Raw genomic sequence first — 14,648 nt, forward strand, 5'->3', positions numbered from 1 at the left:
TCGAGGTGCGGGCTATTCATATAGACCATGATTGATCAGCGTTTTGTTTTCATTGATCATTCTTAATCCGGTGCAGCGGTCTCTTAAGGTGTGCGCGTGTCTGAAGGCATTTTTGACGGAATCCTGCCCGACACCGATTTCGTCAAAATACGCAGGGCCTCCGGCTGATCTCAGCCAGTCAGCGAGCACTTCTCCTTCCGGGAGCGTTTGATAAGCCGATTGGATGGCTTGCCGCCGGTTTGGTGAAAATTCATTCAATCCCTCATCCTTTGCGAGCTTTCTGTATGTGTCAGTTAATAAAACAGCGGCGCAGCCCACCTTTGCCCCATGAAGAATCTGAGGCCGTTTTTTCTCCATTAATTCCATCTCAATCCAATGTGAAATATGATGCTCGCCGCCTGATGCCGGACGGGAATGATCTAAGGCCAGCATGACAAGCCCCGATACGATTAAAGACTCCATCAACACCCGTATGCCAGTTTCCGTTTTCATCGCGATGTCTTCTGTGTGTGCGATACAGGCGTCAAGCGCCTCCTGAACGATCTTAGCTCCTGCTGGCGAATAAGGCTCGCCGGCAAGATGCCGGGATATTTCCCAATCTGCTAAAGATGTTATTTTACCGAGCATGTCACCAAAGCCAGCCGCCACCATTGATTGCGGTGCCGCTTTTAATAGATCCAGATCAGCGAACAGCGCAGATGGGGCCTTCGTTTGAATGGTTGTTTTCGTGCCGTATAAAATAATCGGCGCCCCGGCTGACGTAAAACCGTCTACAGATGGAGCAGTCGGATAAGAAATAAACGGCAACTCTCTCTGAAACGCCGCAAAGCGGACGATATCATGAATCGTGCCCGAACCGACTGCAATCATGACATCCGTTGTTTGTTTCGTATGGATCAGCGCATGAATGAGCGATCGTTCATCAGCTGTCACATCTCCGGCTTCATTTTCTGGAATGATCAGGCACTCGGCCTGAAATCCTGCTTGATTCAGTCGGTTTTCCAAATCAATTCCTGCAATGCGGTGTGTATTCACGTCGCAAAGAAGGACAATATGTTTGTAGTTTTTTCGTTTTACATAATCCAAAAGCGAATCAGCTGCTTGTTTACCGAGGACAATTTCTTCAACTTCTATAGGAGACGTCTCTTCTCCGGCGTGTTCAAAAGCACGCTGAACGTCAGCTGCGATACGATTCATATCAGAATCCCCTCCTCAGCCAATTTGATTACATCCTCTATGGACTCCAGCACATAATCCGGCGTATACAAACGCTGTTCTCCCGGTTTCGCAGAACCAGTAAGCACTAAGGCGCTTTTCATGCCATAAAGCTTTCCCATTGCAATGTCAGATTCAATGCTGTCTCCTATAATCATGCATTCATGTGCGGACAGCCCCATTGCTGTACAGGCAGCCTCAGCCATCAGCCAAGACGGCTTTCCGACAACAAGTTCAGTCTTCGCTTGAGCGGAAGCCTCTATCGCCCCAATCATTCCGGCCACATCAATGGCATTTCCGTCTTCGTTTGGAAAAGAGCGGTCTTTGTTTGTAGCAATGATACGAGCGCCGCCGGCGGCCGCTTGAAAAGCTTGATTTAAATCTTTGTACGTAAGCGTTTCATGAAGGGAGATGACGAGCCAATCCGCTTCCTTCGGTTCGTTCGCACGCTGCACACCGGCCAGTCTCAGCTCGTCAACCAAACCTTGTTCTCCAAGCACCCATACCTTTGAAAAACGATAATGTTTATTCAGAAAGGCCGCCGTTACACTCGACGACAGAACAATGTCGTTTACATCCGCTTCAATCCCCGCTCCAAGAAGTTTTTTTCTGCACATGGCACGGGAGATATTCCCCCGGTTGCTTAAAAAGACGATTTTCTTTCCCATTCTCCTAAGCGTTTTGATCGCTTCTCTTGCTCCTTCGATCAACTCATTTCCTCTGAATACAGTACCGTCCAAGTCAATCAGAATGCCAGCCGGTGACACAGGCGTATCATGACTGGCCATAATACGCATTTGCTCCGTGTTTTCGATAAAAATGCTTTTCATGCAGGACTGTATTGATTGGGGTTACATCCTTGTTCAGCATAATGGAGTGATAGGCCATTTCGGCAACCGTTTCTAATACAACTGCGTTATGAATGGCATTTAAGGCATCCGTGCCCCAGCAGAACGGTCCGTGATTATTCACGAGCACACCCGGAATCTGTTCGTAGTTATGATGCTGAAAGGTTTCCGCTATGACTTTTCCTGTATTCAATTCGTACTCATGAATGATTTCTTCATCGTACATTTCTCTAGTACACGGAATCGCACTGTCAAAATAATCAGCATGAGTCGTGCCTAAAGGCGGAATATCTCTGCCTGATTGCGCCCAGCTTGTCGCCCATTGAGAATGGGTATGGACTATTCCCCCGATATTCGGAAAGGCTTTATATAAATAAACATGGGTAGGTGTATCTGAAGAAGGCTTAAGCGAGCCTTCGACGACTTCTCCTTCAAGGTTCAAAACAACCAAGTCATCTGCTGTCAGGTCGCTGTATTCGACTCCGCTAGGTTTGATGACAATTCTTTCTTTTTCACGGTCAATGCCGCTGACATTTCCCCACGTAAAGGTTACCAGCTGATGCTCTTGAAGCTTTAGGTTGGCAGCCAGCACTTCTTTTTTTAATGTTTCAAGCATGCTCCATCACCCTTTATCAATTCTTTTTGGCGGCAGATGAAAATTGAAGATTTTTGATGGTTTTCAGACGCTTCATGACATGGTTTTCTTTTCCGAAATAATGAACCAGCTCTTTATATTCAGCGTACAATTTTTCATAGACCGCGGCATTTTCGGCATTTGGCGTATAAGATATATCTTTCAGTTTTCCCATGTTCGCCGCTGCATCTTTGATGTCGTCGTATCCGCCTTTTTCTTTGCCTGCTGCTAGCGCGCCGAAAATGGCAGATCCTAAGGCTGGGGCTTGCGGTGACCCAGAGATTTTAATATCCATGTTTGTCACATCCGCATAAATCTGCATGACAAACGGGTTTTTCTCAGCAATTCCGCCGGCTGCGTACAGCTCCTCAATCGGAACACCGCTTTCTTTGAACGTTTCGATAATCATCCGTGTTCCGTAGGCTGTCGCTTCAACTAACGCTCTATAAATCTCTTCAGGCTTCGTCAGCAGGGTCATGCCAAGCAGCATCCCTGTTAAATCTGCATCAACAAGAGTTGAACGGTTGCCATTCCACCAATCTAAAGCAAGCAGGCCGCTTTCACCCGGCGCTTGATGGTTTGCTTTCTCACTCAGCAGCTCATGAATGCCAATGTTTTTTTCCTTTGCTTCCTCTTGATACGCTTGCGGAACACACGTTTTCACAAACCAGTCAAAATGATCGCCAACACAGGACTGTCCGGCTTCATATCCCGCATAGCCCGGGAGAATTCCGTTGTCCACAACGCCGCACATCCCTGGAACGATATGCACCTCTTCACCAAGAAGAACATGGCACGTTGAGGTTCCCATAATCATCAGCATTTTCCCTGGCTCTGTGATGCCGACCGCCGGCACGGAAACATGAGCATCCACATTGGCAACCGCAACAGCCGTTCCCGGAAGAAGCCCTGTCAGCTTTGCCATTTTGTCAGTCAGGCCGCCGGCTTTTTCCCCTACTGAATGAATCGGCCCTGCTAATTTATCTCTTGTAATCGTTTTCATTGAAGGGTTTAATTTCTCAAAGAAACCATCTGACGGATATCCCGCTTTTTCACTCCACATCGCTTTATACCCTGCAGTACAGTTGCTTCGCTTGAGCGAGCCGCACAGCTGGTACACGATCCAGTCCGCAGCCTCGATGATCTGGTCAGCCGCTTCATAAATGTGAGGCGCTTCCTCAGCTATTTGCATGACCTTTGGAATCATCCATTCTGAAGAAATTTTTCCTCCGTACCGCTGTAAAAAAGCCTCTCCTTCTTCTTCCGCGATTTGATTGAGCTGATCAGCATGTTTTTGTGCCGCATGATGCTTCCAGAGCTTCACATAGCTGTGCGGCTCCTCTTCATATTCAGGCAGCATGCACAACGGCTGTCCAATGCTGTCAATAGGAAGGATTGTACATGCCGTGAAATCAATCCCAATCCCGATAATGTCTTTTGGTTCAACGCCCGTCTGTTCAAGTAAAGACGGAATGGTTGTTTCCAAGACTTCGAGGTAATCAGCAGGGTGCTGCAGCGCCCAGTCGCGCGGCAGCTTTTGGCCCGTTTTGGGCAGGACGGTATCAATGACAGCATGCCTGTATTCTTTTACAGCAGACGCAAGTTCCTCCCCTGTTTGGACATGAACCAGCACTGCTCTTCCAGATAAAGTTCCAAAATCAACCCCTATAGTGTAAGCCATGTGACATCCCCCTCTACTTTTGAAGCCGGTAAAGCGCCTCGTTCCATTTTAACTCGTGTTTCAGTTTATGAATTGTCGTATCACGGGAAATGAGAACACTTTCGATCCCCGCCATTTCCGCCCAATCAAGCATTTGCTCCGCTGTCAGTTCATAAGACAGGCAGGTATGGTGTGCGCCGCCGGCTAAAATCCATGCCTCCGCTGCTGTTTTCAATGACGGCTCCGGCTTCCAGAGAACTCGGGCCACCGGCAGATTCGGCATGTCTTTTTCAATTTCCTGGCCGTTGACTTCATTCAGCACAAGGCGGAAACGACCGCCGATATCAACAATGCTGGCTTGAATGGCCGAACCGCTGATGCCGTTAAATACAAAACGCGCAGGGTCCTCCTTGCCGCCGATCGAAAGCGGGTGAACCTCGATTTTCGGCTGATCCAAAGCGACAGTCGGACACACTTCAAGCATGTGAGAGCCCAGAATCATTTCATTTCCCGGTTCAAAATGGTACGTGTAATCTTCCATGAAGGAAGTTCTTTTTCCTTTGGCCATGATTTTCATCATCCGTACAAGGGCCGCTGTCTTCCAATCCCCTTCACCGGCGAAACCGTAGCCTTTCTCCATCAGGCGCTGAACGGCAAGTCCCGGCAGCTGTTTCATTCCGTGCAGCACTTCAAACGATGTCGTAAACGCTGTGTATCCGCCTTGTTCAAGAAAAGCGGTTAAGCCTAGTTCAATTTTCGCCTGCTCTTTAATGGACGCTACCTTTGCTTCGTCACGTTTTGTTTCCTCGCTGATCACATATAATCTGTCATATTCCGTATAAAGCGTGTCAACCTCGTCGTCCGTAATGCGATTCATCACTTCAACAAGATCTCCGATGCCATATCCGTCAACCTGCCAGCCAAATTGAATATGCGCTCCGACCTTGTCTCCGTCGGTTACCGCGACATGACGCATGTTATCTCCAAATCTGGCAACCTTAATATGTCTGCTTTCATTTAATGCAGCCGCCGTATCCATCCACTGGGACATTTCTTTTTTCACTTCTTCATCATCCCAATAGCCGGCAATGACCTTTCGGCTAAGCCCCATTCGCGAGTTGATGTAACCGTACTCTCGATCGCCATGCGCGGATTGGTTGCTGTTCATAAAATCCATGTCAATCGTACCCCACGGAATATCGCGATTATATTGGGTATGCAAATGCAAAAGCGGTTTTTGATAAGAGGAAAGGCCTTCTATCCACATTTTTGCAGGGGAAAATGTGTGCATCCATGTAATGATGCCAGCGCACGTCTCACTGTACTCCGCTTCTCTTAACAGCTCTCTAATCGTTTCCGGTGAAGTGACGACGGGCTTATGAATCATTTTATATCTGGAAGAAACCCCGCTGAGCCCCTCACAAATGCTTTTCGCATGCTGATCCACCAGTTCCAGCGTCTCTTCCCCGTATAGGTGCTGGCTTCCTGTCACAAACCAGAATTCATAATCCTTTGTCTGAAGCATGTAAACTGCCCCTTTCTCATAAAATAAAACGCTTTCAAACACAAGAAAAAGATACGTACTAATGATAGAAAACAAACCTATAAATAATAATTTGTACGAACAACTTCATTATAGTAATTGACTATTACACTGTCAATCTTTTCTTTTAAAAAAAGCCGGGCTCTGCCCCCGGCTTTTTGATTCAATAGGACGGCCAGCCCGAGCTCCAATTCAAATCATTGATAAGAAGCTTCGGAATGCCGTTGTTATTGGCATCATAGGCATGGCGAACAAGAATGTTTCCATTTACAATATCCTGGCCTCCAGGTCCTTTCCACTGGTCATTGCCCGAATCCAAAATGGTGCCTCCGCCTTCGAGCATGCTTTTTCCGCTTTTATCAAGATAAGGTCCTGTAATGTTTTTAGATCTTCCGTAAGCAATTTTGTACGTACTGTTTACGCCGGCACAGCATTTATCAAATGAAACCATTAAATAGTAGTAACCATTTTGATACGTAAGAGTAGGGGCTTCCAGCGCACCGCCATTATTTGGTCTGGCTGCAATCGAATAGAGCGAGCCTGTAGGCTTCATCGTATTCTTATCAAGCTTGGTCAGCTTAATGCCGGTCCAAAACGAGCCGAACGCGAGCCACGGGTTGCCATCCTTGTCGAATGTCAGCTCCGGATCAATGGCGTTATAATTATTTGAGCTTGTCGAACGAATCACCAAGCCCTCGTCCTTCCAACTCCCCGAACTGATGCTTGTGGAAGATGCCAGGCCAATGGCAGATGTATTGCTTCCAAAAGAAGAAACAGAATAATACAGCCAGTACTTTCCGTTATAGTATTGGATGTCCGGCGCCCATTGGTTTGGCTCGTAATTCGGCACATAATTGGACCACCACGATAGCGGCGTGCTAAAAATAGATTTTTGTACGGTCCAATTTTTAGCGTCTGAAGACTTCAACACCCGCAGTCCCCGTTCTTCCGTAAGCCCTGTGCCGAGCGCATACCATGAGCTCCCCTCTTTAATCATAGTCGGGTCATGAAGCAGCTCATTGGATGCACCCCAAAACGCGGCCTCTGCGGGAGCAGCCGAAGTGAATAACAAACCTGCAGCCAGAGCGGCACTCGAAAAGTGAAAGAAACGTTTCCATGTTTTTTTTGTTTTCAATTTTGTTCATCCTCCCTTATATTAGAAAGCGCTTACAAAATAGATTGTTTACCCTCCCTTCCTTTCAAATGAGCTACGTATCGTAGATCTTCATGTACAGGACATTTTCGGTATCCTCTTTATTGTAGTCACTCCGCTGTAATTTGTACAGACAAAAAAATAGAATCCGCCTAAACAGGCGGATTCCTCCGTATCTTTATTGGTACGTAATTTCATCAACCGTTTTACGATCTAGCTTCTTAATGACTTCTGTAATTAACTTAACGGCGTTTTCATAATCATCACGATGGAGCATGGCTGCGTGCGTATGAATGTAGCGCGTTGCGATGGTAATGGACAGCGCAGGAACGCCATTTGCCGTCAAATGGATGGCTCCCGAATCAGTTCCGCCGCCGGCAATCGAATCAAACTGGTACGGAATGCCTGCTTCTTCCGCGGTAGCAACAACTGCATCGCGCAAACCTTTGTGAGAAACCATAGATGCATCGTAAACGATAATCTGCGGGCCTTTACCCATTTTGCTTTGCGCTTCCTTCTCGGAAATGCCAGGCGTGTCTCCTGCGATTCCTACATCAACCCCAAACGCAATATCAGGCTGAATGGTGTGCGCAGCCGTTTTCGCTCCCCTCAGGCCGACTTCCTCCTGCACGGTTCCGACGCCATACACAATGTTTGGATGATCAGTGTTTTGTAAGTTTCTTAACACATCAATTGCAATTGCACAACCGATGCGGTTGTCCCAAGCCTTTGCGAGCAGGAATTTTTCATTGTTCATGACCGTAAATTCAAAATGCGGAACAATCATATCTCCCGGGAGCACGCCCCACTCCAAGGCTTCTTCCCGGCTTGAAGCTCCGATATCAATAAACATATCTTTTATTTCCACTGATTTTTTTCTTGCTTCAGGAGACAAAATATGAGGCGGCTTAGATCCGATAACCCCTGTGATTTCTCCTTTTTTTGTGACGATGGTGACGCGCTGGGCAAGCATAACCTGAGCCCACCAGCCGCCAACGGTTTGAAAACGGATAAAGCCTTTATCTGTGATTTGTGTCACCATAAAGCCGACTTCATCCAAATGTCCGGCGATCATAATTTTCGGGCCATTTTCTGCACCAGTTTTTTTAGCAATTAAACTGCCCAGTCGATCTGTTGTCACCTCATCAGCAAATGGTTCTATGTATGATTTCATCACTTGCCTTACTTCTCTTTCATTGCCCGGTATGCCTTTTGCATCTGTTAAATCTTTCAGCATGGTCAATGTTTTATCTAATTTTTCCATGTTTCAAACCCTCCTTCATCAGTCCTGCATTCTTATTATACAAAACATGGCGCTAACCATACGACTATTTCACTTGAAAATCGGGTATATGTTTTTAGAACTTTCTTTTAGAAAAAGTGAAACTTTTTTCTATGCTCTTCGTATTACATCAGATCATCACAATAAGGGAGGTGCCTTCACACAATGTTTGTCATGGTTCTAAGGATTATTTTGCTTGCACTTTTTGCTTATTGTATTTATGCCGTGGTCAAATATGTCGCGAATCCAAAGAGAAGGCTTAAGCTGGCCCAATCAAAAGAACATTTTTATATTATCGATGAACAGAACAATACCCGAAAGAACTTTCAGCTGACGTATAAAGGCGTGCTTTTTGAAGGAGAAAAGCATATTCCTTCCAAAGATCATCCGCTGTTTATCCACACCATCTTTGTCTGGACAGAATCTCCTGAGAAGCTGAAGCATTTCTCTGCAAAAGATTTTGAGAACATTGAAGAAAAAGTGCTGGAACGATATCCAAATTGTAAAATTGACTGGGACCAGCCCATTAAACTTGCAAAAAAAGCAGAAGAGCGTTAAAACGCTTTTCTGCTTTTTATAAATCAAACGGACTGTAGTAAATACCAATGAGAATCGCTTCTATTACCAGAAGGAGCGGTACTCCGTACTTAAAAGAAGCGTGTTTCGTTTTATGTCTGAAGGTTTGCATGCCAAGCCAGACACCGAGCGCTCCAAACACGATGGCTATCAGCCACAGCCGGTCTTCAGAAATTCTCCATTTGTGCTGCTGCGCTTTGCGTTTGTCAACGCCCATCACCCAAAAACCGCACAGATTCATCAACAACAAATAGACTGCAATAACCATGTTGCCTCATCCTTTATATAAAAAAGCCGCTCTGCTGGAGAGCGGCTCTATATGATTACTTGTTTAATTGAGCTTTAGCAGCATCAGCAAGCTGATTGAATGCAGTAAGATCGTTTACAGCAAGATCAGCAAGCATTTTACGGTTTACTTCGATACCAGAAAGCTTAAGACCGTGCATTAAACGGCTGTAAGAAAGGCCGTTCATGCGAGCAGCTGCGTTGATACGAGTGATCCAAAGTTTACGGAAATCACGTTTTTTCTGACGACGGTCACGGAAAGCATAGTTTCCAGATTTCATGACCTGCTGGTTAGCTACTTTGTATAATGTATGTTTTGAACCGAAATAACCTTTTGCTAATTTAAGAACCTTTTTACGACGCTTACGCGCAACAGTTCCGCCTTTTACTCTTGGCATTAAATTTCCCTCCTAATTGTTCCTTATCCGATTACTTGATGTTAGCAAGCATTTGTTTGATACGTTTGAAGTCTCCTGCACTTACAACAGCACTCTTGCGAAGCTTACGCTTTTGCTTTTGAGATTTGTTAGCGAATAAGTGACTTGTATACGCGTGAGAACGTTTTAACTTCCCAGAACCTGTCTTTTTAAAACGTTTAGCAGATCCGCGGTGAGTTTTCATTTTTGGCATGGGATTTCCTCCTTATTGCTTTTCGTTTTTCGGCGCGAGCATTAAGAACATGCTGCGGCCGTCCATTTTTGGTTTTGTTTCGACAGTCGCAACCTCAGCACATGCTTCAGAAAAACGGTCTAACACACGCTGACCGATTTCTTTATGAGTGATTGCGCGTCCTTTAAAGCGGATAGAAGCTTTCACTTTATCGCCTTTTTCAAGGAATTTAATCGCATTGCGCAATTTCGTGTTAAAGTCATGCTCATCGATTGTCGGACTTAACCGAACTTCTTTTAAGTTAATGATTTTTTGATTCTTACGTGCTTCTTTTTCCTTTTTCTGTTGCTCAAATCGGAACTTACCGTAGTCCATGATTCGGCAGACAGGCGGTTTTGCATTCGCTGCAACTAACACAAGGTCAAGATTTGCGCGGCCGGCGATTTCAAGTGCTTCCTGACGGGACTTGATGCCAAGCTGGTCGCCATTTTGTCCGATTAAACGGACCTCACGTGCACGGATACCCTCATTAACCAATTGATCTTTGCTAATAATGAGCCACCTCCATAGTTTCTTCGAATTGATTCACAACTCATTTTGACTGCATTCTGCAGGCAAACAAAAAGTGTGGGCATTATAAAACACCCACACTACGAACATCTGTATCAATAAAAATGTACGGTCAACCTGCCAACTACATGCATGTGTCAATCAGGTGAGAAGCGGGTGCTTCTGCTTGTGATTTATATTCAATTCAATAACTATTCTACACAATACCGGATCTTTAGTCAAGGACGACTTATCCGGAACAACTTTTACATTGTAACATGGGTTTTCTATGAGCGCAAGAGAGAAAAAGAAAATCTTTCATCCTCAACCAGAATGTAAAGTTTCTGAACCGCTCATCCACGCACCATAAACGAAAAAAGCCAGGGCTGAATGCCTTGGCTTAACCTCCGATCAGCTGCACGAACACTGGGATGACCAGAACCGTTACCACTCCTACTACGACAACCGCAATACTCGCCATCGCAGCTTCAACTTCTCCCATCTCAATCCCGACCGCTACACCAAGTGCATGTCCGGATGTTCCGAGAGCCAATCCTTTAGAAATCGGATTCTTTACTTTAAACACCTTCAAGAACAATGCTCCGAGCGCGTATACGATGACAGCGTTAAAGATGACCGCAAAGGCTGTGATGTCGCTGATGCCCCCGATGCCTTTTGATAAAGGAAGCGCAATTGCCGTTGTAGCCGCCTGCGGAAGCATGCTTTTCATTACGACCGAATCGAGATGAATGCCTTTTGCGAGCAAATAAACAATCGTGACAGAGCAGATAGACCCGGCAATAATGGAGGCCATGATTTGCCACCAGTATTTTTTAAGCTTATCTCTTTGTTTGTACAAAGGAATGGCAAAAGCAATCGTTGCCGGTTCCAGGAAAAACTTAATGATTTCTCCTCCGTTATTATAGTCTGCGTAGGAAAAACCGCCGATTTTTAAAAATGCGATCCCAAGCACCATGGCAACAAACAAAGGAGTGAAAAGGAAGAAGCCTTTTGTTTTCTTAAATAAAAAGGTGCCGATGCCGAATGCAGCAAGTGATACGACAATCCCAAAATAAGGACTCATTGTGCTTTCCATGTGATGAACCTCCTGTTTCCTTAATGGTGAACAAGTTCGTTATTGTTCTGCGGGCTTTGCACTGTTTTTGTTTTCATGTCCGCTGCAGTTTTGCGATTTCCGCCCAGCGAAAGAATCAGCTGAGAAAACAATCCCGTAGCCCCCAGCAAAATAATCGTTGCGAGCAGAATGACAAGAACAATTTGCAGGCCGTATTGCTGCATCACACCAAGCGAATTCATAACAGATATACCTGACGGAACAAATAAAAATCCGATCAGAGAGGTTAAAGACGTTCCGAGCGTTTCCACTTGTTCCAGTTTAATGACTTTCAAACATAATAGGAGAAATAATAAGACCAACCCTACAACCGATGCGGGGATAGGTATTGGGACAATAGCGGCAATCATATTCGAAACCAGCATAATGACGGCAAAAATAAATGCTTGTGTTAAAAACCCGTACACTTTTTTAGCACTCATTTTCTTCACCTCTTTCTCTTTGGTACCCTCATTATAAATAAGAATCCCTTGTTATGAAGCGCTTACAAGGTAACATGCCGAATAGCGGGCCTGAGTTGCAGAATCAAATGGCTGAAATGCAAAAAGCCGCCCATCAAATATGGAGCAGCTTTTTCAATTCTTTCGCATATGTCCGGCTGACCGGTATTTTCGATCCGTCTTTCATGATCAGATTATACGTAGAATTAAACCATGGCTGAATTTCTTTAATATATTCGGTATTGACGACGAAGCTCCGATGGACGCGGATAAAATCAGAATCCGGAAGCTTTTTCTCTATCACAACAAGCGTCTCGCTGACCGTATAAGAATGATCGAAGGTTTTTACATTAACATGGCCATCCTCTGTTCCAGCATAGATAATGTCCTTCGTATCCACGATCACAATCGATTCACCCACAGATAGCGCGAGCTTATGCTGCCCGGCATGGCTGTTTTGATCTGTTTCGACAATATCCCGATTGACTTTTTTATATTTTTTCAGCGTTTGCTGAATTCTTTCCTCATCGAAAGGCTTGGTTAAATAATCAAGAGCATCTACCTCAAACGCTTTGAGCGCATACTGGTCATACGCTGTCGCAAACACAACAGCAGGAGGATGCTTCATTTTCTTCAATCGCTTTGCGATATCAAAACCGTTTTCTCCAGATAAATCAACGTCTAAAAACAGCAAATCAGGTTTTTGATCCATCATTTGGTCAAAAGCGGATTCGATATTTTCCGCTTCATTGATTTCCATTTCCTCATTGGTTCGCTTAAGCAAGTAAGCCAGTTCATCCCTTGCCAGCATCTCATCATCAACTATTAACACCCTGAGCATGTTCTTCTCCCTCTTTCATCTGTTGCATTGGCACTTGAAAGGAAACCTCTGTCCCTTTATGAACCTCACTGCTGATATGCAGTGCAGCCTGCTGTCCGAATAATCCGATCAGCCGCTGATTTAGGTTATAAAGCGCTGTCCCGGTTCCCTCCTTAGACGGAAATGGCTTCTTCCCCAGTTCCTGCAGGACGTCCGCCGGTATTCCGCGTCCGTTATCCGTCACCTTCATATAGACGGACGCATTATCAGATATGACACAGACTGTAACCTTGCACATGTCTTGTTTTTTCGGAAACGCGTGCCGAAGCGCGTTCTCGACTAGCACCTGCAAAACAAACGGAGGGATTTCAACCTGCTCCAGTCTGCTGTCGATATTGAGCTCAATTTTATATTTCCCGGGAAAACGCGCCTGTTCTAATGACAAATAGGCGTTAAGATGGTTTAACTCCTTTGAGAGCGGGATCAGCAGCTGTCTCGCCCCTTGAAGGTTTGAACGAAAATAAACACTGAGCTGCAATAGGAGCTTGCGGGTTTTTTCAACATCTGTGCGGCAGAGCGCAGAAATCGTGTTGATCGCATTAAATAAAAAATGCGGATTCACCTGTGCTTGAAGCGCCTTGATTTCAGCATCCTTGAGAAGCTTGCTTTGCAGCTCTGCTTCCCCAAGCTCAAGCTGTGTCGAAAACAGCATGGCCAGCCCCTCAGCAAGCTCCTCCTCTACCTGGCTAAGGCCTGCCGGGCTTTTAAAATACATTTTTAAGGTGCCGATTGTGTTGCCGTTCGATGTCAGCGGCAGGACAATTGCGGCGTGCAAAGGGCATTCAGCATGCGTGCATTCAATCTCTTCCTTCGAAATCGCCTTCATGATATGCCCTGTTTTAATTACCTTTTTAGACAGGCCGGTGATCAGGCTTTTTGATGGGATATGGTGATCCATGCCCGCGCCGACATGCGCAAGGATCTTTTCTTTATCAGTGAGAGACACCGCATCTGTTCCAGTCAGCTTATGGATAATAGCCGCTACACTTTTACAGGAGTTTTCATTTAATCCTTGGCGGAAAAATGGAAGTGTCTGATCAGCAATCGTCAGCACTCGATGCGTTTCGAGAGCCCTCGCCTGCTCTTCCTTGCGAATGATTGCTTGAATAATCGACAGAAAAATAAAACTGCCTGTACCATTGATCAGGATCATCGGAATCCCGATCATGCTGACAAGCTCCCAAGCGTCACTGAACGGCTTTGCCATCAGCAAAATAATGAGCATTTGCAGAGACTCCATGCCGATTCCCACAAGAGCGGCGATACGCGGTGTCGGCATTCGATATCGCTTCGTAAAATACCTGCCGATCAAGCCTGCAAGAACACCCGCTAAAATGGATGACACGGCACAGCTTAAGGCCGTGCTGCCACCGAGTGAAAGACGATGCAGGCCTGCCAGTATGCCAATTCCAGTCCCTACAAACGGACCTCCGAGAAGGCCTCCGATTTCCACACCCAGAATACGGGTATTCGCGATAGAGCCTGATGGATCTATCGTAAGCACCCAGTCATTGTTTACGATCATATTTCTTTGAATTTCGATACCTGTATAATTACTGATGATGCTGAAAAGAGAAAAAATAGAAATCAAAACCGCTTTTCCTTTATAGCCGTCCTGATTCTGAAGAGCTTGTCTGAAAAGTTTCGTATGGGCGAGAATGAACCCTAATATAACAATAATCCCTACCCTTTCAAGCATCATAATCATCAAATGAATCATTCATGTCACCTGTTCTTTCCGTTTTCATTCTAGCATGTTTTCGTTTTGCGGCTGACTGTTTTTTTAAAATCATCTGAAAACATATTTCACAAGGCTTTTATCTATTGTAAAATAAAACA

The 14,648-nt window shown here is 45.4% G+C and carries 16 protein-coding genes and 1 other annotated feature; of the genes, 1 reads left to right on the forward strand and 15 read right to left on the reverse strand.

The window, feature by feature from the left end; translation table 11 throughout:
• Positions 1 to 12 precede the first annotated feature (12 nt).
• The 7 genes from egsA to ACQXR1_RS11880 form a co-directional block, all read right to left on the reverse strand.
• Positions 13 to 1,197 carry a sn-glycerol-1-phosphate dehydrogenase gene (egsA, locus tag ACQXR1_RS11850; RefSeq protein ID WP_430772229.1) on the reverse strand — a complete coding sequence of 395 codons (1,185 nt, stop codon included), beginning with the start codon at positions 1,195 to 1,197 and terminating at the stop codon, positions 13 to 15.
• Complete coding sequence (gene araL, locus ACQXR1_RS11855) at positions 1,194 to 2,012, reverse strand: sugar-phosphatase AraL (RefSeq protein ID WP_430772230.1); 819 nt, start codon at positions 2,010 to 2,012, stop codon at positions 1,194 to 1,196. Before araL ends, egsA begins: the two co-directional genes overlap by 4 nt.
• Positions 1,990 to 2,679: an L-ribulose-5-phosphate 4-epimerase gene (gene araD / locus ACQXR1_RS11860; RefSeq protein ID WP_014664917.1), complete on the reverse strand. Its 690-nt coding sequence runs from the start codon at positions 2,677 to 2,679 to the stop codon at positions 1,990 to 1,992. The genes araL and araD overlap by 23 nt, the downstream gene beginning before the upstream one ends.
• A gap of 16 nt (positions 2,680 to 2,695) precedes the next feature.
• A complete protein-coding gene (gene araB / locus ACQXR1_RS11865; RefSeq protein WP_430772231.1) occupies positions 2,696 to 4,378 on the reverse strand; it encodes a ribulokinase in 1,683 nt (560 codons plus the stop codon).
• A gap of 13 nt (positions 4,379 to 4,391) precedes the next feature.
• Positions 4,392 to 5,882 carry an L-arabinose isomerase gene (gene araA, locus ACQXR1_RS11870; protein WP_430772232.1) on the reverse strand — a complete coding sequence of 497 codons (1,491 nt, stop codon included), beginning with the start codon at positions 5,880 to 5,882 and terminating at the stop codon, positions 4,392 to 4,394.
• Positions 5,883 to 6,063: 181 nt separating this feature from the next.
• The gene (abnA, locus tag ACQXR1_RS11875; protein ID WP_040082185.1) at positions 6,064 to 7,035 is read right to left on the reverse strand and encodes an arabinan endo-1,5-alpha-L-arabinosidase AbnA; all 972 of its coding nucleotides are present in this window, start codon (positions 7,033 to 7,035) and stop codon (positions 6,064 to 6,066) included.
• Between the two features lie 196 nt (positions 7,036 to 7,231).
• Positions 7,232 to 8,317: a M42 family metallopeptidase gene (locus tag ACQXR1_RS11880; protein WP_014664922.1), complete on the reverse strand. Its 1,086-nt coding sequence runs from the start codon at positions 8,315 to 8,317 to the stop codon at positions 7,232 to 7,234.
• Between the two features lie 183 nt (positions 8,318 to 8,500).
• Here ACQXR1_RS11880 and ysdB point away from each other — a divergent pair, with 183 nt between their 5' ends.
• A complete protein-coding gene (ysdB, locus tag ACQXR1_RS11885) occupies positions 8,501 to 8,893 on the forward strand; it encodes a sigma W pathway protein YsdB (RefSeq protein ID WP_003229493.1) in 393 nt (130 codons plus the stop codon).
• A 16-nt stretch (positions 8,894 to 8,909) separates the two neighbouring features.
• Here the strand turns inward: ysdB and ACQXR1_RS11890 are convergent, their stop codons facing one another.
• From ACQXR1_RS11890 to lytS, 8 genes are all read right to left on the reverse strand, one after another.
• Positions 8,910 to 9,179 (reverse strand): DUF1294 domain-containing protein, encoded by a 270-nt coding sequence (locus ACQXR1_RS11890; RefSeq protein ID WP_069150038.1) that lies wholly within the window; start codon positions 9,177 to 9,179, stop codon positions 8,910 to 8,912.
• A gap of 55 nt (positions 9,180 to 9,234) precedes the next feature.
• A complete protein-coding gene (gene rplT, locus ACQXR1_RS11895) occupies positions 9,235 to 9,594 on the reverse strand; it encodes a 50S ribosomal protein L20 (protein WP_014114727.1) in 360 nt (119 codons plus the stop codon).
• A 31-nt stretch (positions 9,595 to 9,625) separates the two neighbouring features.
• Positions 9,626 to 9,826 (reverse strand): 50S ribosomal protein L35, encoded by a 201-nt coding sequence (rpmI, locus tag ACQXR1_RS11900; RefSeq protein ID WP_003222418.1) that lies wholly within the window; start codon positions 9,824 to 9,826, stop codon positions 9,626 to 9,628.
• Between the two features lie 12 nt (positions 9,827 to 9,838).
• Positions 9,839 to 10,360: a translation initiation factor IF-3 gene (gene infC, locus ACQXR1_RS11905; RefSeq protein ID WP_010886591.1), complete on the reverse strand. Its 522-nt coding sequence runs from the start codon at positions 10,358 to 10,360 to the stop codon at positions 9,839 to 9,841.
• 58 nt (positions 10,361 to 10,418) lie between these two features.
• Positions 10,419 to 10,549: a sequence feature (ribosomal protein L20 leader region), on the reverse strand.
• Positions 10,550 to 10,754: 205 nt separating this feature from the next.
• Positions 10,755 to 11,450, reverse strand: coding sequence for an antiholin-like protein LrgB (gene lrgB, locus ACQXR1_RS11910; RefSeq protein ID WP_430772233.1), 696 nt, complete (start codon positions 11,448 to 11,450; stop codon positions 10,755 to 10,757).
• Between the two features lie 20 nt (positions 11,451 to 11,470).
• Entirely contained in the window at positions 11,471 to 11,911 is a 441-nt protein-coding gene (gene lrgA, locus ACQXR1_RS11915; protein WP_069150039.1) for an antiholin-like murein hydrolase modulator LrgA, read from the reverse strand.
• Between the two features lie 133 nt (positions 11,912 to 12,044).
• Positions 12,045 to 12,770: a two-component system response regulator LytT gene (gene lytT, locus ACQXR1_RS11920; RefSeq protein ID WP_014664926.1), complete on the reverse strand. Its 726-nt coding sequence runs from the start codon at positions 12,768 to 12,770 to the stop codon at positions 12,045 to 12,047.
• Positions 12,748 to 14,529, reverse strand: coding sequence for a two-component system sensor histidine kinase LytS (lytS, locus tag ACQXR1_RS11925; protein WP_430772234.1), 1,782 nt, complete (start codon positions 14,527 to 14,529; stop codon positions 12,748 to 12,750). The genes lytT and lytS overlap by 23 nt, the downstream gene beginning before the upstream one ends.
• Positions 14,530 to 14,648 lie beyond the last annotated feature (119 nt).

The sequence above is a fragment of the Bacillus sp. ATD genome (assembly GCF_050585765.1).
Classification (GTDB): Bacteria; Bacillota; Bacilli; order Bacillales; family Bacillaceae; genus Bacillus; species Bacillus stercoris.